This is a genomic window from Gilliamella sp. CG25, from assembly GCF_046635705.1.
GTDB lineage: Bacteria > Pseudomonadota > Gammaproteobacteria > Enterobacterales > Orbaceae > Gilliamella > Gilliamella apicola_I.
Window position 1 is genome coordinate 248,474 of the sequence record NZ_JBIDFJ010000001.1, and the last position, 22,408, is coordinate 270,881.

Sequence of the window (22,408 nt, forward strand, 5' to 3'; positions counted from 1 at the left end):
GCAAACAAATTTGGACGTTAGTTTTTTTATTTATCTGTTTTCATTAACACGTTTAAAACGTCCAAAACCTACTTTATATCCTCTTTTAATCACTCATATTTTGAAAAATTTGAAGAGAGTGTTCGCAAATATGCGTCAATTGTGTTTTTGAATCACCACCAACGATAAAAGTGATGTGTTGGTCCAATCCCTTTACCAATATTTAAATCATCAGCATGGCGTATGGCTCCGTGAAGATATTCTTTCGCCTGTTTAACCGCGTGTTCTAAGCTGTTTTTAGGTAATAAAGCCGCAATAGCAGCTGATAAGGTACAACCTGTACCGTGCGTATTTTTTGTTTGAATTCTTTGCGATGTCATTCGGATTGTTTGGTCTGAGGTGATTAAATAATCGGGACTTTCTTGACTGGCTAAGTGCCCGCCCTTCATTAGTACCGCTTTACAACCTAGTTTAAGTAAATCTTGCCCTTGTTTTAGCATCTCATCTTCATTTTTCGCTTCATCACAATCTAAAAGCGCTGAGGCTTCGGGTAAGTTAGGTGTAATAATTGTTGCCAGTGGCAATAATTGCTCTCGTATGGCGGTGATGGCATCGGGTTTTAAAAGAGCATGCCCTCCTTTAGCAATCATAACAGTATCAAGTACAATCGATGGTATAGGATGATTTTTTAATAACTGATAGACAGTTGTGACAATTTCTTTATTCATTAGCATACCAATCTTCACACTATCAATGTGGATATCTTGATATAAGGTGTTAAATTCTGCTTCGATAAATTCGGTGGGAATTGCCAATACCGCATCAACACCTTGGGTACTTTGTGCGGTTAACGCGGTAATGACAGACATGCCATACGCACCAAGTGCCGAAAACGTTTTGAGATCGGCTTGGATGCCAGCTCCCCCACTGGGATCTGAACCAGCAATAGTTAGGGCTGTAATTGTCATGATGTTGCTTCCTATCTAGCTTGATGTATTTTATTGATTAGTAAAGTGGTTGCTTGTTCAATATTGGATTGACCACAAATAGCCGATACGACTGCAACGCCTTCAATTCCTGTTTGCATCACTTCTGTTACTTTTGTTATGTCGATACCGCCAATGGCAACAGCAGGGCAATGTTTGGTTTTGACTAATTGAGTTAACTGCTCAATACCAAGTGCCGAGGATGCATCTTTCTTGGTCGAGGTAGGATAGATAGGACCAATTCCAATATAATCGACGTTTTGCCAAGGCACGGTTTCAAGTTGTTGCTGATTCGAAACAGATAGCCCTAACCATTTATTTTTACCGATCAATCGGCGAGCTACATCAACGGGCAAATCATTTTGACCAACATGCACACCATCTGCATCGACAGCTAAAGCAATATCAACATGATCATTAATCAATAGCGGTACCGATGTCTGACTGAGTGCTTCTTTTAAGGCTAAAGCAGCTTTATACCAATCTTTGCCTGTCAATTCTTGTTCTGATCGTAATTGTACGGCGGTTACACCGTTGGCAACGGCAATTTTGGTTGTGTCGACCATGCCACTGATTTCTCCACATAGTGTCGGATCGAGCACTAAATAGAGAGTAAGATCCAACTTTTTCTGCATGCTACGTCCCTATTAGTATGATGAATAAAATAGTGATAATTGATCTAATAACGATACGGCAAAACTGCCTAATCCAAGCTGTTTATTTGCCTTTTCTCCAGCTTTTTTCATCATAAAGCAAGCGGCTGCTGTGGCTAAAAGTGGATCGGTTGAATTTACAATAAACGCTGCAACCATAGCAGATAAGGAACAGCCTGTTCCGGTAATTTTGGTTAAAGCAATATCACCGCCTGCTATAGCGTAAGTCGTATGACCATCAGTAATATAATCAATGTCACCAGTCATGGCGATGATAGTCTGGTAGTCTTGTGCCAATTGTTTTGCATATTGTAAAGCGGATTTTGTCGAGTCTTGACTGTCCGGGCCTTTTGATGATGCAAATTGACCGCTTAGCGCTAAGATTTCCGAAGCATTGCCACGAATAACGGTGGGTTTAAATGATAATAATTGATGCGCAATTTCGGTACGATAAGCAAGTGCCGAACCAACGGCAACAGGATCAAGTACCCATGGAGTTTGGCTTTGTTGAGCTTGGCTTGCTGCAAGTAGCATACTTTTGGCGGTATTGTGATTAATTGTACCGATGTTAATCAGTAAACTATTAGCAATTTTAACAAATTCAGCCACTTCTTGTTCAGCAATAATCATTGCTGGTGAAGCACCAATAGCAAGTAGGACATTAGCAGTAAAATTTTGTACAACATCATTTGTTATACAATGAACTAATGGTCGTTGCGTTTTGACAAGATTAATAAAAGGTGTAACTTGAGTGATTTGAAGCGATGTGGTTACTGACATGTTCATTCCTTATTTGATTTATCGGGAAGAATTTGCCTATTGTAAAGTTGAATGGCTAGACTTCCCTACGCTGGTGTTATCCAGATCAGGTTCAACGGGTAAACTCTCAGTTTTTTAATGAATAAAAAACACCCCGAGTCAAAATTATGCTTATATTATGAACTGCCTATTGGCTTTTAACAAGTTTGTATAATAGAAAATTTTGATTTAAATGTTATTGTAACAATTTTTCGATATCGGTAATCGCTCTTCTATCCGGCAAGAAAATAATTAGGTGATCATTCTCTTCAATCGTTAAATCCGTGTTGATAATAATAACATCTTCATCACGTACAACTGCGCCGATTGTTGCCCCAGACGGTAGCTTTAATCCATTGATGTTTTTTCCGACCAGTTTTGAATTTTCTTTATCACCATGCGCAACGATTTCCACAATTTCAGATTCGCCTTGTCGTAGTGATACAACTTTGACGATGCCTGTTTGTCTGACATGACTTAAAAGTTCAGAAATAGTGGCGTGTTGAGGTGAAATAGCAATATCAATCACACTATCATTAATGAGTTCTAGGTAAGCTTGTTTTTGGATTAAAACGATGACTTTTTTTGCGCCCATTCTTTTCGCTAGCATCGATGACATAATATTGGATTCATCATCGCCGGTTACCGCAATAAAAAGATCTGTCAGTTCAATCTGTTCTTGGGATAGCAATTCTTGGTCTGATGATTCGCCATGTAATACCGTGGTATTAAGTAACTGTTCAGCAATGAGTTCTGCTCGTTCGGCATTGCGTTCAATTAGTTTTACTTGATAATCATTTTCTAAACGCTTAGCCAGTGCCAGCGCAATGCCGCCACCGCCACTAATGATAATTCGTTTATAAGGTTTTTCTAAACGTTGTAGCTCACTGGTCACGGCTTTGATATTGGTTGGCGGAGTAATAAAATACACCATATCACCAGCTTCAATTAAGGTAGAACCCAGTGGACGAATAAAGCGATTTTTACGGTAGATAGCAACGACTCTGGCTTCAACATGCGGAAGATGTTCTTTAAGCTCTGATAGCTCACTGCCAACTAGCGCGCCACCATAATATGCCATAACAGCGACTAGACATACACGGGTATCGTTGAATGAGGCAAATTGTAATGCGCCTGGATATTGAACTAAATGACTGATGTGGTTGGTAATAAGGTTTTCTGGTGCAATGATATGGTCGATATTGATACACTCTTTATTGAAAAAAGGATATCTTTCATCATTGTATTCCGGTGCGCGGATACGCGCCACTTTTTGCGGAATATTAAACATGACATGCCCTATTTGACATGCCATCATGTTGATTTCATCAGAGTTGGTAACGGCAACAAGCATATCAGCCGATTCCGCGCCAGCACTCTCTAATACTTGTGGATAAGATGATTTTCCACAAATAACTTGTAAATCAAAGCGTTCTTGCAAAGATTGCAATTTATCATGATCTTCATCGACAACAGTGACATCGTTTTGTTTTTCAGTAACAAGATATTCTGCAAGCGCACTGCCTGTTTGTCCTGCTCCAAGAATGATAATCTTCATAACTAACCTATTTTAATTAAATGGCTTTTATATCTTTTATTGTCATGATGATAATAAATGCCTATATTAAGCCAAATAATACTGTTTAGTGTTAATAATAATTATGTTATTTGATTTTAGACTATACAAAACCGATAGCGTCATAGACCTTTTTCAATGTGATATCCGCTTTAGCTCGAGCTTTTTCAGCGCCTTCTTTCATGATTGAAAAGAGATAATCTTCATCATCACGATATTGGTGATATTGTGCTTGTAAGTGACTTATCATATCAATCACTTGCGTCGCCACTTCCGTTTTAAGATGTCCATACATTTTACCTTCAAACTCTTTTTCAAGTTCGGTAACGGGTTTTCCTGTTACGCCAGTTAATATATCTAATAAATTTGATACACCAGCTTTATTTTTTAAATCATAACGTACAACAGGCGGTTCATCAGAATCGGTCATCGCTCGTTTGATTTTTTTCTCGATGTCTTTAGGATTTTCAAGTAAGCCAATCACATTGTTTCGATTTTCATCAGATTTAGACATTTTTTTCGTTGGGTCTTGTAAAGACATCACTCTTGCACCAACTTTAGGGATAAAAGGTTCAGGAACAGTAAAAATGTCACCATACAGGGCATTAAAGCGCATTGCAATATCACGTGATAGTTCGAGATGTTGTTTTTGATCGTCACCCACCGGTACTAAATTAGCTTGATATAATAAAATGTCAGCTGCCATTAATACAGGATAATCAAAAAGCCCTGCATTAATGTTTTCAGCATGTCGTGATGATTTGTCCTTGAATTGGGTCATGCGACTGAGTTCACCAAAATAAGTGTAACAGTTTAATGCCCACCCTAATTCAGCATGAGCAGGTACATGAGATTGTACAAATATAGTGCTTTTTTGAGGATCAATGCCACATGCTAAATAAAGCGCCATGGTATCGAGCGTTGCTTTGCGTAGCTTCTGTGGATCTTGGCGTACTGTGATAGCATGTTGATTTACAATACAATAAACGCAATCGTATTCTTGTTGTAAAGCGACCCAATTTTTTAAGGCACCCAAATAGTTGCCAAGTGTTAATTCCCCTGATGGCTGAGCGCCACTAAATACAATCGGTTTACTCATAATTTATTCCTAATCTATTCATTCTTATTTTTTTGCCTCAGCTTTAGGCAGTGGTAACAAGGTTAATATATCTTTGAAATCGTCAAACAAAAAATCGGGGTCGCTGGTCGCTATGGATACACCATAGTTGTAACCGTAACTTAACGCAACAGTATGGCAGTTAGCATTCTTTGCTGCGGTAATATCATTTTTCGAGTCACCAACAAATAGTAATTGATCGCAAAAGAGCCCAAACGTTGCCATAACCTGATAAAGTGGGGCAGGATGAGGTTTTAGCTTGATAATATCACCACCACCTAGCACCAGTTTGAAATATTCTTTAATGCCTAATGATTCTAATAAAGCAGGTAAAAATTGTGCAGGTTTATTGGTAACAAGTGCTAATGGATAATGATTATCATAAAGCACTTTTAAGGTCTCTTTAACATGTGGAAAGAGTTTTGTTTCTGCATCGATAACTTTATCATAATGCTGATTAAAGCAATTTTTAGCTTGACTAAACAATTCTGCTGTTGGGGTAATATCGATTGCTTTAAAGGTACGTTCTAACATAACATCGATGCCATTACCTACCCAATTTTTAACTTGATCTTTGCTAACAGTAGGTAATTGTAAGTCGGCAAGCATTTGCTGAATTGCTAATGCAAGTCCGGGTACACTATCAACGAGTGTGCCATCCAGATCAAATGCTATTGCTTGAATGTCATCCAGTTTAGGCATAGTTTACTCCTGCTAATGCTTTTCGCATGGCATCAATAACTGATTTATAATCAGGCTGACCAAATATGGCAGACCCTGCAACAAACATATCAGCGCCTGCTTGGGCTATTTCTGCAATATTGTCGACTTTGACGCCCCCATCTATTTCAAGTCGTATATTTTGACCTGATTCAATAATACGTTGTTTAACTTGTCGTAATTTTTTTAATGTTGACGGGATAAAAGATTGCCCACCAAAACCAGGATTAACTCCCATTAATAACACAATATCAATTTTATCCATTACATAATCTAAATGATCTAACGGAGTAGCCGGATTAAAAACTAAACCAGCGGTACAACCATGATCTTTGACAAGTTGCAACGTTCGGTCAAGATGAATCGTTGCTTCGGGATGAATAGAGATATTGCTAGCTCCAGCTTTTGCAAAAGAGACAATAAGTTCTTCGACAGGGGATGCCATTAAATGGACATCGATTGGGGTTTTTATTCCGTAGTCACGTAGTGCTTGGCAAAACATTGACCCCATTGTCAAATTAGGCACAAAGTGATTGTCCATGACATCGAAATGAATTACATCAGCCCCTGCTTCAATCACTTTTTGGGTTTCTTCACCTAAACAAGCAAAATTTGCTGAAAGTATTGACGGTGCAATAATAAACTCTTTCATAACATACCTCTAATCATACAAGCCAATACTCAAATGTTTTTAGGATTATTTGTATAGCGCTAATATTTCATCAATTTTTTTTCGACCTTCACCATCACAGCTTATTGAGCGTCGCATTTCAGCTCGATAAAGGTGGCGAGCTTTACTATATAACGTTCTTGTATAATCAGTATCATGATTGGATACAAGCACTGGAATATTGTTTTTATAAGCCATTTTTTCGGCTAATTTAGAGAGTTTTTTATGTTCTTCATAGCCAAAATTATTTGAATAATATGCCGTAAATCCAGCCGAATCATTTGGCGATAAATAGGGCGGATCACAGTATATTACAGAATTTTTCTTTGCTTTTTTCATGACCTCTTGGTATGGGGCACAGATAAATTCCGCATTTTGTGCTTTTTTTGCAAAAAAGTTTAGCTCTTTCTCAGGAAAATAGATTGTTTTATAGCGACCAAATGGCACATTAAAAAGTCCACTGTTGTTATAACGACATAGACCGTTATAGCAATGACGATTTAAGTAAATAAATAATAACGATCGTAAATACTGATCTTTACTATAATTAAATACGTCTCGTAGTTGATAAAATGCCTCAGGCTTATTGTTCTGAGGTTGGAAAAATATTTTTAGATCATTAATAAACTCATTTGGTTTTGATTTCAATAAATTGAATAATTCAATTAAATCATGGTTAATATCAGCTAAAAGGTAGCTTTTATAATTGGTATTTAAGAAGACCGAACCTGCACCAACAAAAGGTTCAATCAGTTGATCTCCTTCTGGTAGATACTGCCTAATGGTGTCCACAAGCTCATATTTTCCTCCAGCCCATTTTAAAAAGGCTCGTTGTTTTTTCAAAGGATACTCCTATTTTGTCTTTGGTAGGATAAATGAACCATATCCTTTATTTTTCAGCTTTTTCTTTATTCACAGATGCACCAGATTTGACCCATGGATTATCCTTTTGTAAAGCACTAGGTAAAGATTTTATAGCCTTTTTGGCTTCATCTGATGATTTATATATACCTTTAATCAAAATAAACCATTTACTGTTATTACGTTTAGTTTCGTAAATTTGGTAATGAGTAATATTATTTTTTTCAACAAATTTTTTTAAGTTTTCAATAGATGATGAAGCACTAAGTTGAATAGTGTATTCATCATCTTTAATATAAATAGTATTGTTATTATTCCTGTTTCCGTTATGACTTGAAATAGTATTATGACTATTCGCTCCATTTTTCTCAGAAAGGGACGATGTTGTTGGTTTTTTTATAGTCGAATCATTTGATTGATTACGAGCTTTCCTTGTTTCATCCACAATATTACTATTACTGGTTAGTGGCTCTTGACTGTCTAATGATTGATTCGATCTTGAAGCAGTTGTAGAGTTGGGCAATAAACTTGAATCGGTAGTTTGTGTGTTACTTGATGCGTTTAACTCATCAGTTAAAGATTGAGAGTTGTTGCTGTTTTCAATATGTGTTGATGAATAACCATTGACGTCAGGCGACGTCAATGATGTTGGTTCATTTTCTGTTGAAGAACTTAATATCACAAAACTTAGCGTTAAGAAAAAGATTACCATAGCAGAACCAAGAATAATTAATTTTTTCTTGGAAAAATAATTAAGAAAACTTGGTAATTTGAATGAAGTTGTAGAGTCTTTATTCGCTTTTTCTGATATATAACGGTCATCTTTATCTACACGCATATTTACTCCTTAACTTGACATCTACACTATTACTATTTCAGTATCAGTCATTATCTTGATAATAAGTAGCTTAAATTTGCTCTATTTTATCGATGATATAACCAGCTACACCTTTAGCACTTTGTTCATCTGTCTTAATAGTGATATCAGCAATTTCTTGATAAAGTGGTTCACGTTCATCAGCAAGCTCTTCATAGAGTTCTCGAGGGGTATTTCCTCCTTGTAATAATGGACGCCGTTTGTCTTTTTGAGTTCTTGCCATCTGTTTTTCAATGGTTGTTTCAAGATAGACCACTATCCCACGAGCAGATAAACGATTACGTGTCTCTTTTGATAGAACCGATCCACCGCCTGTCGCGAGTACTACACCTTGTTTTTCAGTCAATTCATTAATGACTTTTTCTTCTCTGGCGCGGAATCCGTCTTCACCCTCTAAGTCAAAAATCCAAGCAATATCGGCACCGGTTCGTTTTTCGATCTCTTGATCAGAGTCAAAAAACTCCATGCCTAACTGTTGTGCAATTTGTCGACCTATTGTGCTTTTTCCTGCCCCCATTGGGCCAATTAGAAAAATATTTCGCTTTTCTGCCATTGTAGTTTCATCATCTATTAATTTTGGTTAAAATTTACAACACAATATTAACTGACCGTGATCTTTCTTTTCACAAGCAGTTAATTGTGTAACTTTTCTTGTATCTCCGTCTAACGACAAAAATTTAGGTTGGTAATTATCTCAATAGAAAGCCCCTTTTTGCAATAGGTATTTATTAATAGTTTTAGCTAATTCCTGCTTGATGCAAATCGTGAATATTTAATGCACCGACTAATTCACCTTCGTTATTCACAACTGGTGCAGCAGTAATATTGTGATAATTAAATGATTTTAAAGCTTCTGTTGCTTTCCAACTTGCGGGTATTCTATAACCAGGACTTGTCATCACAGCTTCAATACTGTCTTGTAATGTGCCATTTTTTAATAATAATCGACGCAAATCCCCGTCAGTAAATACGCCAATAATTTTATTATTATCCTGACATATTGCAACTAATCCCACACCTGTACGGCTGAGTTCAAGCATAGCTTCAAGTACTGTTGCAGTATGGGGAACTTTTGGAATTAAATCTCCCGTTCTCATGACATCTTTTACTTGATTAAGTAATTTCGCACCCAAACTGCCTGCCGGATGTGAACGAGCAAAATCTTCTTCATTAAAACCTCGGGCTCGCATGACGGCTATGACCAGCGCATCACCCATTAATAATGTATTTGTCGAACTCGAAGTAGGTGCTAGCCCCATAGGACACGCTTCTTTTTCGATCGATATATCAATTACGGCTTGAGCCGCTTTAGCTAAGGGTGAGTCTAAACCGCCAGTTATGGCAATCACCGGTACTTTCATCGAAGCAAGTATAGGGAGTATAAAATTAAACTCTTTTGCTCGACCCGAATAAGAAATTAGTATTGCTACATCATTTTCGCTTACCATTCCTAAATCGCCATGTAGCGCTTCGGAGGGATGCATAAAAAAAGAAGGGCTACCAGTACTGGCTAAAGAAGCAGAAATTTTTTTTCCGATATGTCCCGATTTTCCAATACCCGATACGACAATTTTTCCTTTTGCAGTTAAAATAAGCTGGCAAGCTGTAATAAAGTCTTCACCTAGCCGATTAGGTAACTTTTGAGCTTCATGAATTTCCAATTCAAGAAGTTCACGACCATATTTTAATAATTTATCCATTTCAATTAACCTATGGAGTTTTTAGAAGGTATTTGTGCCATTTATGATCTTCAATAAGTAAAATTGAAAATAATAATATATATTAGATAGCTAACAGTGTAGCAAGTAACAGAGAAATATTCAAAAAGAAAGCGAGTTAATTTTTACGTCAATCATGTTTCTTATAAATTTATGATCGATTAAGTATTAGAATTTGGAAAATAACGAGGCATTAACCACCTAAAGCTACTTTTATTCCCAGTGCGATTATAATGATACCCAGAATTTTATCAATGATGAACTGAATTTTACCGTAACATCGTTGTACCGATCGGGTTTGAAAAATAAAGACAACAAATGGCCACCAAAAAATCGCTTCTACCCAAATTATCAGTGCCACTAATAATTTGTCAATGAGCGTTGAATTAGCACTAAGTACCTGAGTAAATATAGCGAGAAAAAACAAAGTAGCTTTAGGATTAAGTAAATTACATAAAAAGCCTTGAATAAACGCTGTGCCAGATGAGATCATCCTACCATGTGATTCACAATTTAGATAACGAGTACCACTATTTTTGGCAAGTAGTGCTTTTATGCCTATCCAGATTAGGTATACAGCACCAACATAACGTAATGCATTATAAAGCAAGGGTGTTGCGGTAATCAGCACTGCGATTCCCGCAACACAATAACTCATATGAATTAATATGGCGATAATGACACCCAAACACGTGAGTAATGCTATTTTTCGGTTATAACTTAAACTATTTTTTAACACTAGAAAAAAATCAGGTCCGGGCGAAATCATTCCCAAAAAACTGACGGTAGTGACTATGATCATGGTATCAAGTGTCATGTTTGACCTATTTAACGTATTCAGCTGAGTGATTTAACGTTGCGATTTTAGATTTATTTTGTTCAATAAATTGTTTTTTATCCATGTCGGTTTGGGTTAAATAATCAGTTAAGAATTTAGCATTACTTTTAATTTGAGCACCATTTAAAATCAATCTTGGTAAATCAATTTGATAGATTGTTTGATCGGGTGATTTATGTAAATTTTCAGGTTTAGCATTGGTTAATAAATAAAGTTGACGCTCTTTTTCAGATAGGCGATGAATAGTAGGGGTACCCGAACCCATCATTAAGTGATCCGGAAAAATATAAAAGACCGTATCTTCGAGCAATCCATTATGCTCTAAATATTGGATAAATTGTCCAACGCTATAATCCAGTGAGGCAGCAACAAATGACATATTGTCATCTTTAGGTGTAATAACCGATGCCATTCGTTCATCGTAAAATCCATTAGGGGCATGGGTTGAAACAGTTGAAATAAATAAAGCAAAAGGTTGATTTGCCTCATTCATATCATTAATTTGTTTTTTGGCGATATCAAAAATATCTTTGTCATATAATCCAAAAGGTGCATTGGGATACTGACCTATATAGTTTTTTTCAGAAATCACTTTCAAACCAAGTAATTCAGCGGTATGTCCAATACCTGCAAAATTAGGGCCAGCCATAACATAGCGTGTTTGATAGCCTGCCTGTTTCAAGACATCCCCTAAACTGATTAATTGGGTTTGATTGCTTTTCATCAATGGCGAAGTTGAGTACCCACCAATTAAAAAAGGCACGCCTGTCATATAAGTATACATTGATGCAGTTGTCCAGCTACTGCCAACACTCATTGGCATATTCGGGAAGAAAGTATATGTTTGACGTAATTGTCTTAAATGCGGTGTGATATCCGCAAAATCTAAAAAACCTTGTTCAAACGATTCTAACGAAATGACGATAATATTTTTTCCTTTATGACTAATTAACTGATTTTTATTAGTGTAATCAGTCATATTGAGCGTTTGTAGTGCTTGTTCGAATGATTCACGAGGTGCGTTTGTCACTTGATAAATTTCGTATAAACGGCTTAACGGTCCATTGTGATAACTGATGCTAATAATGGCAATCATAGCCAATACCACACGAAGTAATGGATGATATTTTCGCTTAAATAAACTCGCTAACTTAAACAGTAAAAATACAAAACCCAAAAAGACAACAATCACCAAGAGTGCTTGTAATTTAAAAATGAATAACCCTTGTATAATGTCATTGATATTTAAATTGACGTAAAACTGGTAGTCTATAAAGCCGCCACTAAAATAGATTGAGGTTAACTCCATGACTACAAAAACTGTCAACAAACTGATCACCAGTAGTTGCCACTTTTTTCGTTTAAAAAATGAGGCAATCACAACGGTAATAATTAAAAGAGGTAAAACAATTAATGTCGAAAGTGGCATAGAACAAAATACTCAATGATTAACTTTTGCATAAGTATATACTTAATATTATGAAAAATAAAAAGCAGCGAGTATTTTTATCTCAATAGCTAGATAGAATGCTGTTAACTGACAATTTTGAGTGTAATTAATCTGTTATTTATCAACAAATAAATTAAAAAATCACATTTTTTTGTTAAGGTTAAATTATAACCGTTTGGTGAATTAATCGGATATTTAGCCTATCAAGATTTTTATAATCTTATTTCTATAAATATTATTTATAACTCATAAAAAAGATTGAAATAAAATGTTGGATAGGTAAGGATAATTCATCGTGATTTTTAAGCGTAAAGTTAACCAACAGCCTAAAAGCCAATGTAATTGAAAATAAGGAGTCAAAATGTTTAGTAAAGAAATGACTATTGCCGATTATGACAAGGAGTTGTGGGATGCCATTAAGGGTGAAGAACAACGTCAAGAAGATCATCTTGAATTAATTGCATCCGAAAATTATGCCAGCCCAAGAGTAATGCAAGCACAAGGTTCCCAGTTAACCAATAAATATGCAGAAGGGTATCCAGGTAAACGTTACTACGGTGGTTGTGAATATGTCGATATTGTTGAAAAATTGGCTATTGAACGAGCAAAAACGTTATTTGGTGCTGATTATGCCAATGTACAACCCCATTCAGGTTCGCAAGCTAACTTTGCTGTTTATACCGCGTTATTAAATCCTGGCGATACAGTACTGGGTATGAATTTATCTGAAGGTGGTCATTTAACCCATGGTGCACCGGTTAGTTTTTCAGGCAAGCTTTATCATGTGGTTGCCTATGGTGTTGATGAGGCAGGTCGTATTGATTATGAACAGTTAGCGACCATTGCTAATGAGTCGAAACCTAAAATGATTATTGGCGGTTTTTCTGCTTATTCTGGTATTGTTGACTGGAAGCGTATGCGTGAAATTGCTGATAGTGTGGGTGCTTATTTATTTGTGGATATGGCGCATGTTGCAGGTTTAGTGGCAGCAGGTGTTTATCCAAATCCTGTTCCTTATGCGCATGTGGTTACCACAACAACCCATAAAACCCTTGGTGGACCAAGAGGCGGATTAATTTTGGCAAAAGGTGGTAGTGAAGATCTTTATAAAAAATTAAATTCATCGGTATTTCCTGGTGCGCAAGGTGGGCCTTTAATGCATGTCATTGCAGCAAAAGCGGTGGCATTGAAAGAAGCAATGGAACCAGCTTATCAACAATACCAACAACAAGTCGTTAAAAATGCACAAGCAATGGTTGATGTGATTTTAAAACGGGGCTATAAAGTCGTTTCTGGTGAAACACACAATCATCTATTTTTGATTGATTTAGTCGATAAAAAAATTACAGGTAAAGAAGCTGACGCAGCATTAGGAAGTGCAAATATCACCGTGAATAAAAATAGTGTGCCAAAAGATCCGCAAAGTCCTTTTGTCACATCTGGTATTCGTATTGGTTCACCTGCGATTACAAGGCGAGGATTTAAAGAGTCGGAGTCTCGTGAATTGGCTAATTGGATTTGCGATGTATTAGATAATATTGATGATGAACAAACGATCCAAGTCGTAAAAGAAAAAGTATTAGCGATATGTCGGCAATTCCCTGTTTATCAACATTAAGATACCATCATTATCGCCGACACTATCGGCGATAATGATAGATTTGTTTTTATTGTTTTTCTGTGTCTGTGGTTTTTTGTATAAGTTCTTGCTTTTGTTGTTCTATAAAGTGTGTTATATGACCTTTATGCCATAACCACCCACCTGTTATACCAATACCTAATACTAAAGCTATCCAAAATACAATAGCAAATTTATTACGACGTTTTCTCATTGGGTCACGTAAATTACGTTTTGCATTCTTCGGTAATTCTGCTTTACTAGTGAGTAATCCACCTAATAATAAGTTTATTTTCACTTGCCCATTAATTGCCCAACCGGATGCTTCAAGAAGTGGTCCAAGTGTACGGTGTCTTAATTTTAACCAAGCTAAAATCACAGAAGGCCCCGATATAATGACAAATAATCCAATAATAACCAAAGGAAGTTGCCACCAGCTTAATGAAAATAGTGCTTGGAAAATGGTCGCTAAAGCAGTACCAATTGCACCAAGTGCTAAGCCAATTGCGGCAAATATACCCACGCTTTTACCAATATCAAATTTGGTATCTGGATTTTGTAAGACTTGCGTACCGGTTTTTTCGATATCGGCATCTTTGCTGGTTGCCCATTTATTAATTTGTTCAGTAATTAGGCGACCAATACGTTGATAAGGAGCCCAAACAGCTTGTTGGATACTGATTGGTTTTGTAATAATCTTAACTACATTAGCATCCCAATCATTACCTTCATTGTCAATAAATACACCGTTACGACCTTCGATAAGTAAATCACCTTGCCCTGCAGTAATAGCCGCTGCAATCACCTTTTTTTCACCTTGTCTGGTACATTCACAGTAAAGTAAACACAGTTCCGAGTAGTTAGACATAGTAATGTGTTTGGCAATATTATCTACCGAAACACATAGCGTTGCACAGCGACCATCAATATAGAGTTTTCCAAGTTGAAATGCCGCTCTTTTTTCAAGTGAAAAGAAATCAGAAAAAGAGGTAAAATTGACGAGTAGTCGATACAAATGTTTGTGAAATAGAACAAGTTTTTCTAAAACTAATACATCTGAGGCTGAAATTGGTGTCTTATTGTCTTGATCAACCATTTCTTGAAATTGAGCCAATAAATCACTATTTGCCATGTTTTTAATCGTTTTGTTTGATAAATCTTCAATGCTATCGGTTGGTTGAACTGAAACTTTGGTTTGAACCATACTAGGTTTTGAATTAATCAGCGAGGCGTAAGGATCCAGACTGGTTTGAATATTTTGCCATTCTTCTTCTGTTAGTACATTAGAATTAGCTAATAACGGCGAAACGAGTGTTTTAAATTGTGTAATTTTTGCTTTCCATAATGGATTGAGCCCATTGACCAAATCGAGAGAGTTATGGGTATCGATTTTTGATAACGGTAATTCGGCTAGCGCTTCGTCTGATAATAACCCATTTTCTGTTGGGACAATATACTTCTCATCAACGTTCAATGCTGTTTGTGCTTGTGGTGCATATTGTGCAAGTTCCACACGTAAAAAATAGTCATCTATTTTGGGTTTTAGCGTTTGAACAAGGTTCCATATTTCAGCACTATTTTCGCCAAATGGTGTTTGTGTATTACTTATATCCTTTTGCCATTGTTGCCATATTTGTAAGTTTTGAACAAATGTTTTGGCAATATCTATGTTAATTCCATTTTCTCCACTCATATCTTTTTCAGCCCCAACAATTTTTATTGCTGATTTGATAAAAGTTTGCATTTCTGGTGATAGCTCGGCGGATGCAGGAAAAATTAAATCACCATTGTAAAGTTTGCCTGCATTAATTTTAATAGATTGTTGTACATCATCTTGAGTTAAATAATCACAATCACTTTTGTTTAAATTTACAAGAATGCTGCGAGCGGTGATGAATAATTTTTTACCTTGTTCTGTTTCTGTATTAATTTGTGACAAAGGTAAAATATCTGATGAATGTAAGATCGTTTCAAAAGAGTGAATTTTACCTCTTGTCCAAGCGATAGCATCTAATATATCGGGAATGCGAATGCGACCGTCTTGATCTTCATCCAAAAGTGCCAATGTTCGTTTGTCAAAATCTAGCCCTGTCGTCGGGCAACTGAGTGCGACCCATAATTTAGGGTCAAGATTGGGTAGATTAATAATATCGTCGGCGTTTTTAAAAACAACTTGATCTAATCCACCTACACGCTGAAATGTCCACATATGACTCATGATAACCTCCATACTGAAATTTATTTTATTTCCTTTATGTAAATAAATATAACAGTATTAGTCGTTTAATGAAAGAGAACAGTAATTTTAAGCTTGTGAAATTTTAAAAAATTTTGAAGAATTGAGTTTAGTTGCTGACCACAACTTTATGATAGAATAACGCCATATTACTTAATATCCAAATAAAAAATAACTATGTCATTAATCAATCTTACAAATGCTTATCTTTCCTTTAGTGATGCGCCACTACTCGACCATATTGATATGTCGATTGAAGCTAATGAGCGTGTCTGTCTTGTTGGGCGTAATGGTGCAGGTAAATCAACGTTACTTAAAGTGTTAAATAAAGAAGTACCGTTAGATGAAGGTCAAATTATTTATGAGAATAATGTTGTTGTGTCACGTTTACAACAAGATCCCCCAAGGGATATTCAAGGAAATGTGTTCGATTTCGTTGCAGAAGGTTTAAAAGAACAAGCTCAATTATTGAGGGATTATTATGATTTATCTCATCGTATTGAACAAGATCCCAGTGAAAGTAATCTGGCTAAATTAGCTAAATTACAAGAGCAATTAGATCAGCAAAATGGTTGGCAACTTGATAATCGTATTCGTAATGTTATCTCTTCACTTTCCTTGGATGGTGATGCGCTACTGTCATCCTTATCAGGAGGTTGGTTGCGTAAAGCCGCATTGGCTAAAGCATTAGTGTGTCAGCCAACAGTATTGTTACTGGATGAGCCAACTAACCATTTAGATATCGAAACGATAAAATGGTTAGAGGAATTTTTAAAAAGTTTTAATGGTAGCATTGTGTTTATTTCACATGATCGTTCTTTTATTCGGCAAATGGCAACGCGTATTATTGATCTCGATAGAGGTAAAGTGGCTTCATGGGGTGGTGATTATGATAGTTATCTTGTTGGAAAAGAGGAAGCACTACGTGTCGAAGAGTTGCAAAATGCAGAATTTGATAAAAAATTAGCTCAAGAAGAAGTGTGGATACGTCAAGGTATCAAAGCTCGCCGTACACGTAACGAAGGTAGAGTACGCGCTTTAAAGGCGATGAGACAAGAACATTCACAGCGTCGCCAAGTCATGGGCAGTGCAAAAATGCAAATTGAAGAAGCGTTGCGTTCGGGCAAAATTGTTTTTGAATTGGATAATGTGAGCTATCAAGTCGCAGGTAAATTACTGGTTAATGATTTTACGGTACAAGTATTACGTGGCGATAAAATTGCGCTGATTGGTCCTAATGGTATAGGTAAAACAACACTTTTAAAGCTGATGTTAGGTAACTTACAGCCGACCTCGGGTAGCGTACATTGTGGTACCAAATTGGAAGTCGCTTATTTTGATCAGTATCGACTTGAGTTGGATCCTGAAAAGACTGTGATGGATAATTTGGCTGAAGGTAAGCAAGAGGTGATGGTTAATGGTCGATCTCGTCACGTGCTTGGCTATTTGCAGGACTTTTTGTTTCCACCAAAACGCGCCAGAACTCCTGTTCGTGCATTATCTGGCGGTGAGCGAAATCGTTTATTGTTAGCTAAACTATTTTTAAAACCAAGTAATTTATTAGTTCTCGATGAACCCACTAATGATCTGGATATTGAAACTTTAGAGTTGTTAGAAGAACTAGTTAATGATTATCAAGGCACTGTTTTATTGGTTAGCCATGACCGACAATTTGTTGATAATGTGGTTACCCAATGTTGGTTTTTTGAAGAACAAGGTCATATCGGTATTTATGCGGGCGGTTATACTGATGCTTTACAGCAACAGCAGCAAGCAAAACCCGTGTCGGTGAATAAAAATACTGCACCGGTTAAATCCGATGAAAAAGCGGTAACAGCAGAAACCAAAATGCCTGAAGCGAAAAAGAAAGTAAAGTTAAGTTATCATGAACAACGTGAATTAGCACAATTACCAAGCCAAATAGAGCAATTGGAATTAGCAATAGCTGATTTACAAGCGCAAATAGGGCACAGTGACTTTTTTAATCAACCCCACGAGGTGACAAGCCCGATTTTAACTGATTTGGCCAATAAAGAAGCTGAACTAGAAGCAGTTTTTGCACGTTGGGAAGCGCTTGAGTCGTTAAGTCAACAATAATAGCGTTAAGAGCTTGCTTGGCAAGCTCTTGTTAGCAATTTACCATGTTCTTTTTGTTAATATTAAAAAGAGTGCTAATGCAAGAATAACAAATATTGCACCAATAAATCCGATATACTCGGTTGATAGTCGAACTAAGACTTGGCTACCTACAAATGCACCTGCTCCAATGCCGATATTATAAATACCTGAATAAACGGAGGTTGCAATATCGGCTGCATCTGGAGCAACATCGATGACTTTACTTTGCATAACCATGCCGATAATGGTGATCGCAAGTCCCCATAACATGCCTTGTATAATTGCAGTGATTAAATTGAATGAGCAAACATAAAGCGAAAGTAAACAAATCATTAATAATAACAACGGAATGATTAGAATTGCTGTTGGATGTCTATCAGAATATTTAGCAAAGACAACACTGCCGATCATACCTGAAAAACCAATAGCTAATAGAATGCTAACCACCACTTTTTCGTTAAAACCACCGACATTTATCATAAAAGGGGTGATATAGGTATAAGCACAAAAATGACCAGTAATAATAATTGCTGTTAACAGATAGATATTAAGTAATACTGGTCGTTTAAGCACTTTCGGAATATCACGGATAGATAAGGTGTCTGTGCTTGGCACAGGCGGTAATAAATAGAGTAATGAAACCATGACACAAAAAGCAATAAAACCGATACATAAAAAAGTAATCCGCCAACCAACAACTTGTCCAATTATCGTGCCAATTGGAATACCTAAAATTGTTGCCATTGAAACACCGACAACAATAAAACCCATTGCTTTAGCTTTTTTGCCATTGGGTGCAAGTCGAACAGCTAAAGGCGTAGTAATAGCCCAAAATACAGCGTGTGCACAAGCGATTCCAATTCTGGCTACCATTAAACTATAAAAGTCCCAAGCAAAACCCGCTAAGATATGGCTACCAATGAATAAACAGAATAAGAAAACAAGAAGTTTTCGGCGATCCATTTTTGAAGTTAATACCGTTAAGGGTAACGATAATAATGAAACAGACCAAGCATAGATAGTTAATAATAATCCAGCATGCGCTTCATCCATTGAAAAACTTTTAGCGATGTTGGGTAGCAACCCTACCGGAACAAATTCGGTGGTATTAAAAATAAATGCTGCAAATGCCAAACATAAAATTGACGACCAAATTCGAGACCGTTTATTAGCATTGTTTATCATGTTGTTTTTAAAAGAAGGGATAAATAGATTGAGTGTCATTATAACATGAATAATGTTCGTTATTAAACAGTCAGTAAAGATAATGGTGTCATCTTCGATGACAACTAATCGGCATTCTTTATCGATTTTGTACCTTCATTCGTAACAGGTATATAATACTCATACCTTTCCACTAGCAGTGATGATAATCATGAATCAACTTTTTATTACGATATGTCTATTAATTTTTAGTAATATGTTTATGACGTTTGCTTGGTATGGCCATTTACGTTTTTTGCATAATCAAGTCTGGATTGTTGCCGTTTTTATTAGTTGGGGGATTGCGCTGTTTGAGTATTTATTGCAAGTTCCTGCTAATCGTATAGGCTTTCAAGTTGCCACCGCTGGTCAATTAAAAATTATTCAAGAAGTCATTAGTTTGTCTGTCTTTATACCCTTCTCAATTTATATCTTAAAAGAACCTTTTAAAACTGATTATATTTGGGCTGGTTGCTGTTTGCTTGGTGCAGTATTTTTTATGTTTCGAGATAAAATTTTTGCATCATAAACAGTTATGATACCTCTATTTTAAATATCATTACGGCTTGAAGAGTGATTCGATCTTTTATATCACTATTGATAAAAAGTGACAGTATGAAAATGTGATAGTTGTCACATAATGTAAATGATGTCATTTATTAATCCAATAATTCAATTTAAGATTGATTAATATCAAATAAATCAATGTGATTAGACAATAAGATTTAGGAAACTTTATTGTATGGACATTGTAACAAGGCAATTTAATCGTTTTAAATACCAACGATATAGGAATATCCATATCGAGAAAGAAAAGGGGCCGTCTATGCAAAAAATGTTAGTTAAAAGTATTATGCTGTATTCTTTATTATGTGCTCAAGCATTCGCCGTAGAAATAAAAGATGTGACAACACATCCCAATGACTATTTTCTTACTGAAAATCAAGCTCCTGATAGTTTACAATTGTTACCACCTCCTCCTTCATTTACCAGTGTTGAATTTTTAAGAGATAAAGCTATGTATGATTGGGGTAAATCGATGCGTCATACCGAACGAGGAAGACAAGCTTATATTGATGCTGACTCTAGCAAGGAAAATGTCACTCAGCAATTTTCAACGTCGTTTGGTTTTGATATATCTGCTATCAAAACACCCGAAATTTATAAATTGATTACGACAATGAAAGAAGATGCTGGTGATCTGGCTACTCGTTCGGCGAAAAATTATTACAATCGTATCCGACCATTTTCGTTTTTCAATGAGCCCACTTGCCGACCGGAAGACGAAAAAACGCTTTCTACTAATGGATCTTATCCCTCAGGACATACAACAATTGGTTTTGCTATATCGCTGGTGTTAGCTGAAATCAACCCACAACGTCAAAATGAAATTTTAAAACGTGGTCTTGAAGTGGGTGAAAGTCGTGTTATTTGTGGATACCATTGGCAAAGTGATATTGATGCGGCTAGAGTGATGGCGGCAAGTGTGGTGGCACAACTGCATGCTAATGCCCAGTTTAATCAACAACTGGCAAAAGCCAAAATGGAGTTTAACCGCTTACAAACCAATCAACAAAGTAAAAAGTAATAAAAGTTAACAACGGCTATGACTGGATTGTAAATCCAATGTTTATCAATTTAAGGCTGATATTGGCTGTTTCGTTAAACAACCAATATCCAGCTTAACAATCATAACGCTTTAAATGAGATATCCGGTAAAATCGCTTCACCTTGCCAATATAATTCACTGGCAAGTAGCCCGGCAATTCGACAATAATTTTCAGTAAATTCACTGTCTGGATGACTAATAACTGTTGGTGCTCCGGTATCAAGGTCTTGTCGCAACATTTTATGTAGCGGTATTTGCCCAAGTAATTGAGTTTGATATTTTTCGGCAAGCTGTGCCGCACCACCTTCACCAAAAATTGCCTCATGATGCCCACAATTTTCACAGATATGGTAGCTCATGTTTTCGATAATACCTAGCGTCGGGATATTAACCTTATTAAACATTGTGATGCCTTTTTTAGCGTCAATTAAGGCAATGTCTTGAGGCGTGGTAACAATCACCGCGGCAGTAACAGGAATACTTTGCGCGAGTGTTAATTGAATATCTCCTGTCCCTGGTGGCATATCAATCACTAAATAATCAAGTTCAGGCCAAAGTGTGTCTTGCAAAATTTGCAATAATGCTTTACTTGCCATTGGTCCTCGCCATACCATTGCTCCATCCGAATCGACTAAATAGCCAATCGAGTTACTGGCTAATTCATAGGCCATAATTGGTGTCATATGTTTATTGTCGGGAGTAAGTGGTTGTTGTTTTTCGGTTCCTAACATGGTAGGTATAGACGGGCCATAAATATCGGCGTCTAAAATACCAACTTTGGAGCCTTGTTTTTGCAGTGCAAGCGCAAGGTTAATCGCGGTTGATGATTTACCGACTCCACCTTTACCAGAGCTAATAGCGATGATGTTTTTAATGTTTTTTATCGCTTGTTGATGGTTTGCTCGTTTAAGGGTGGCAATGTTGAAATCAATTTGCCAATTGACTTGTTTTAGACCGTCAAGTTCGAGTAATTGAGGTGTAACAGTTTTTTTCAACTCTTCAAAAGTGATTTGCCATGCAAAGGGCATCGTTAAATGAATATGCAAAGTTTGATTTTCCATTTCACACTTTTTAACTGCACCTAATTCGATTAAATTTTTTCGCAAAGTAGGGTGAGCAAAATTTTCAAGAATCTTTTTGGGTTCCATGGTAATTAGCCTTTATTTTTATCTGTTTTTATGCTGATTTGTATAGTGACCATTCTTATTTAAGTAAAATATTGAGAACAGGCAAATTATTTTATTCTTTCCAAAATATCGTGAGTGATTAGTTTGCTAATTTTTCTGAATCTGGAAAGAATTTTTATTAAATTATGGCATAAATCTAGCGATAATCCCATGTTTGATGTACTATTCCCAACATTATGTAATAAAAGGTATTA

General features: G+C 36.3%; 20 protein-coding genes and 1 riboswitch. Of the genes, 4 read left to right on the forward strand and 16 right to left on the reverse strand.

Annotated features, from left to right (window positions below):
- Positions 1-152 precede the first annotated feature (152 nt).
- The 13 genes from thiD to ACGH6P_RS01185 all read right to left on the reverse strand — a co-directional run bounded on the left by thiD (position 153) and on the right by ACGH6P_RS01185 (position 12,222).
- Entirely contained in the window at positions 153-950 is a 798-nt protein-coding gene (gene thiD, locus ACGH6P_RS01125; protein ID WP_411596549.1) for a bifunctional hydroxymethylpyrimidine kinase/phosphomethylpyrimidine kinase, read from the reverse strand.
- Positions 951-958: 8 nt separating this feature from the next.
- Positions 959-1,600, reverse strand: a complete 642-nt coding sequence (gene thiE, locus ACGH6P_RS01130; protein WP_411596523.1) for a thiamine phosphate synthase — start codon at positions 1,598-1,600, stop codon at positions 959-961.
- 12 nt (positions 1,601-1,612) lie between these two features.
- A complete protein-coding gene (gene thiM, locus ACGH6P_RS01135; protein WP_411596524.1) occupies positions 1,613-2,398 on the reverse strand; it encodes a hydroxyethylthiazole kinase in 786 nt (261 codons plus the stop codon).
- Between the two features lie 45 nt (positions 2,399-2,443).
- A riboswitch (TPP riboswitch) is annotated at positions 2,444-2,544 on the reverse strand.
- Positions 2,545-2,612: 68 nt separating this feature from the next.
- Positions 2,613-3,974: a Trk system potassium transporter TrkA gene (gene trkA, locus ACGH6P_RS01140; RefSeq protein WP_220215588.1), complete on the reverse strand. Its 1,362-nt coding sequence runs from the start codon at positions 3,972-3,974 to the stop codon at positions 2,613-2,615.
- A 121-nt stretch (positions 3,975-4,095) separates the two neighbouring features.
- Positions 4,096-5,091 (reverse strand): tryptophan--tRNA ligase, encoded by a 996-nt coding sequence (gene trpS / locus ACGH6P_RS01145; RefSeq protein WP_411596525.1) that lies wholly within the window; start codon positions 5,089-5,091, stop codon positions 4,096-4,098.
- A gap of 24 nt (positions 5,092-5,115) precedes the next feature.
- Entirely contained in the window at positions 5,116-5,811 is a 696-nt protein-coding gene (locus ACGH6P_RS01150; RefSeq protein ID WP_411596526.1) for a phosphoglycolate phosphatase, read from the reverse strand.
- Positions 5,804-6,481 carry a ribulose-phosphate 3-epimerase gene (gene rpe / locus ACGH6P_RS01155; protein ID WP_411596527.1) on the reverse strand — a complete coding sequence of 226 codons (678 nt, stop codon included), beginning with the start codon at positions 6,479-6,481 and terminating at the stop codon, positions 5,804-5,806. The genes ACGH6P_RS01150 and rpe overlap by 8 nt, the downstream gene beginning before the upstream one ends.
- Before the next feature lie 45 nt (positions 6,482-6,526).
- Positions 6,527-7,342 (reverse strand): Dam family site-specific DNA-(adenine-N6)-methyltransferase, encoded by an 816-nt coding sequence (locus ACGH6P_RS01160; RefSeq protein WP_267349761.1) that lies wholly within the window; start codon positions 7,340-7,342, stop codon positions 6,527-6,529.
- Between the two features lie 46 nt (positions 7,343-7,388).
- Positions 7,389-8,198 (reverse strand): SPOR domain-containing protein, encoded by an 810-nt coding sequence (locus ACGH6P_RS01165; RefSeq protein ID WP_411596528.1) that lies wholly within the window; start codon positions 8,196-8,198, stop codon positions 7,389-7,391.
- 70 nt (positions 8,199-8,268) lie between these two features.
- Positions 8,269-8,790, reverse strand: coding sequence for a shikimate kinase AroK (aroK, locus tag ACGH6P_RS01170; RefSeq protein ID WP_065558794.1), 522 nt, complete (start codon positions 8,788-8,790; stop codon positions 8,269-8,271).
- A gap of 184 nt (positions 8,791-8,974) precedes the next feature.
- Entirely contained in the window at positions 8,975-9,937 is a 963-nt protein-coding gene (gutQ, locus tag ACGH6P_RS01175; RefSeq protein ID WP_267349756.1) for an arabinose-5-phosphate isomerase GutQ, read from the reverse strand.
- A gap of 211 nt (positions 9,938-10,148) precedes the next feature.
- Complete coding sequence (locus tag ACGH6P_RS01180) at positions 10,149-10,772, reverse strand: LysE family translocator (RefSeq protein WP_267359403.1); 624 nt, start codon at positions 10,770-10,772, stop codon at positions 10,149-10,151.
- Between the two features lie 7 nt (positions 10,773-10,779).
- On the reverse strand, positions 10,780-12,222 hold the full coding sequence (locus ACGH6P_RS01185) for an LTA synthase family protein (RefSeq protein WP_411596529.1): 1,443 nt from the start codon (positions 12,220-12,222) through the stop codon (positions 10,780-10,782).
- 382 nt (positions 12,223-12,604) lie between these two features.
- Between ACGH6P_RS01185 and glyA the strand changes: the two genes are divergently transcribed.
- Positions 12,605-13,861, forward strand: coding sequence for a serine hydroxymethyltransferase (gene glyA / locus ACGH6P_RS01190; RefSeq protein ID WP_267349750.1), 1,257 nt, complete (start codon positions 12,605-12,607; stop codon positions 13,859-13,861).
- A gap of 49 nt (positions 13,862-13,910) precedes the next feature.
- On the opposite strand, the gene ACGH6P_RS01195 is transcribed toward glyA, so the two are convergent.
- Positions 13,911-16,079 (reverse strand): hypothetical protein, encoded by a 2,169-nt coding sequence (locus ACGH6P_RS01195; protein ID WP_267380811.1) that lies wholly within the window; start codon positions 16,077-16,079, stop codon positions 13,911-13,913.
- A 195-nt stretch (positions 16,080-16,274) separates the two neighbouring features.
- Here ACGH6P_RS01195 and ACGH6P_RS01200 point away from each other — a divergent pair, with 195 nt between their 5' ends.
- Positions 16,275-18,194 carry an ABC transporter ATP-binding protein gene (locus ACGH6P_RS01200; protein ID WP_411596530.1) on the forward strand — a complete coding sequence of 640 codons (1,920 nt, stop codon included), beginning with the start codon at positions 16,275-16,277 and terminating at the stop codon, positions 18,192-18,194.
- Positions 18,195-18,233: 39 nt separating this feature from the next.
- Here ACGH6P_RS01200 and ACGH6P_RS01205 read toward each other — a convergent pair whose 3' ends face one another.
- Positions 18,234-19,400 carry a sugar transporter gene (locus ACGH6P_RS01205; RefSeq protein ID WP_267349746.1) on the reverse strand — a complete coding sequence of 389 codons (1,167 nt, stop codon included), beginning with the start codon at positions 19,398-19,400 and terminating at the stop codon, positions 18,234-18,236.
- A gap of 190 nt (positions 19,401-19,590) precedes the next feature.
- Between ACGH6P_RS01205 and ACGH6P_RS01210 the strand changes: the two genes are divergently transcribed.
- Positions 19,591-19,947 carry a DMT family protein gene (locus ACGH6P_RS01210; protein ID WP_267359414.1) on the forward strand — a complete coding sequence of 119 codons (357 nt, stop codon included), beginning with the start codon at positions 19,591-19,593 and terminating at the stop codon, positions 19,945-19,947.
- A 297-nt stretch (positions 19,948-20,244) separates the two neighbouring features.
- On the forward strand, positions 20,245-21,006 hold the full coding sequence (locus ACGH6P_RS01215; RefSeq protein WP_411596531.1) for an acid phosphatase: 762 nt from the start codon (positions 20,245-20,247) through the stop codon (positions 21,004-21,006).
- Positions 21,007-21,107: 101 nt separating this feature from the next.
- Here ACGH6P_RS01215 and apbC read toward each other — a convergent pair whose 3' ends face one another.
- The gene (gene apbC / locus ACGH6P_RS01220; RefSeq protein ID WP_411596532.1) at positions 21,108-22,175 is read right to left on the reverse strand and encodes an iron-sulfur cluster carrier protein ApbC; all 1,068 of its coding nucleotides are present in this window, start codon (positions 22,173-22,175) and stop codon (positions 21,108-21,110) included.
- Positions 22,176-22,408 lie beyond the last annotated feature (233 nt).

What these genes read in the sequence shown, in the direction of transcription:
- thiE (WP_411596523.1), bottom strand. Translation starts at nt 1,600, where the DNA reads ATGCAGAAAAAGTTGGATCTTACTCTCTATTTAGTGCTCGATCCGACA.
- thiM (WP_411596524.1), bottom strand. Translation starts at nt 2,398, where the DNA reads ATGTCAGTAACCACATCGCTTCAAATCACTCAAGTTACACCTTTTATT.
- trkA (WP_220215588.1), bottom strand. Translation starts at nt 3,974, where the DNA reads ATGAAGATTATCATTCTTGGAGCAGGACAAACAGGCAGTGCGCTTGCA.
- trpS (WP_411596525.1), bottom strand. Translation starts at nt 5,091, where the DNA reads ATGAGTAAACCGATTGTATTTAGTGGCGCTCAGCCATCAGGGGAATTA.
- ACGH6P_RS01150 (WP_411596526.1), bottom strand. Translation starts at nt 5,811, where the DNA reads ATGCCTAAACTGGATGACATTCAAGCAATAGCATTTGATCTGGATGGC.
- rpe (WP_411596527.1), bottom strand. Translation starts at nt 6,481, where the DNA reads ATGAAAGAGTTTATTATTGCACCGTCAATACTTTCAGCAAATTTTGCT.
- ACGH6P_RS01165 (WP_411596528.1), bottom strand. Translation starts at nt 8,198, where the DNA reads ATGCGTGTAGATAAAGATGACCGTTATATATCAGAAAAAGCGAATAAA.
- aroK (WP_065558794.1), bottom strand. Translation starts at nt 8,790, where the DNA reads ATGGCAGAAAAGCGAAATATTTTTCTAATTGGCCCAATGGGGGCAGGA.
- gutQ (WP_267349756.1), bottom strand. Translation starts at nt 9,937, where the DNA reads ATGGATAAATTATTAAAATATGGTCGTGAACTTCTTGAATTGGAAATT.
- ACGH6P_RS01180 (WP_267359403.1), bottom strand. Translation starts at nt 10,772, where the DNA reads ATGACACTTGATACCATGATCATAGTCACTACCGTCAGTTTTTTGGGA.
- ACGH6P_RS01185 (WP_411596529.1), bottom strand. Translation starts at nt 12,222, where the DNA reads ATGCCACTTTCGACATTAATTGTTTTACCTCTTTTAATTATTACCGTT.
- glyA (WP_267349750.1), top strand. Translation starts at nt 12,605, where the DNA reads ATGTTTAGTAAAGAAATGACTATTGCCGATTATGACAAGGAGTTGTGG.
- ACGH6P_RS01195 (WP_267380811.1), bottom strand. Translation starts at nt 16,079, where the DNA reads ATGAGTCATATGTGGACATTTCAGCGTGTAGGTGGATTAGATCAAGTT.
- ACGH6P_RS01200 (WP_411596530.1), top strand. Translation starts at nt 16,275, where the DNA reads ATGTCATTAATCAATCTTACAAATGCTTATCTTTCCTTTAGTGATGCG.
- ACGH6P_RS01205 (WP_267349746.1), bottom strand. Translation starts at nt 19,400, where the DNA reads ATGATAAACAATGCTAATAAACGGTCTCGAATTTGGTCGTCAATTTTA.
- ACGH6P_RS01210 (WP_267359414.1), top strand. Translation starts at nt 19,591, where the DNA reads ATGAATCAACTTTTTATTACGATATGTCTATTAATTTTTAGTAATATG.
- ACGH6P_RS01215 (WP_411596531.1), top strand. Translation starts at nt 20,245, where the DNA reads ATGCAAAAAATGTTAGTTAAAAGTATTATGCTGTATTCTTTATTATGT.
- apbC (WP_411596532.1), bottom strand. Translation starts at nt 22,175, where the DNA reads ATGGAACCCAAAAAGATTCTTGAAAATTTTGCTCACCCTACTTTGCGA.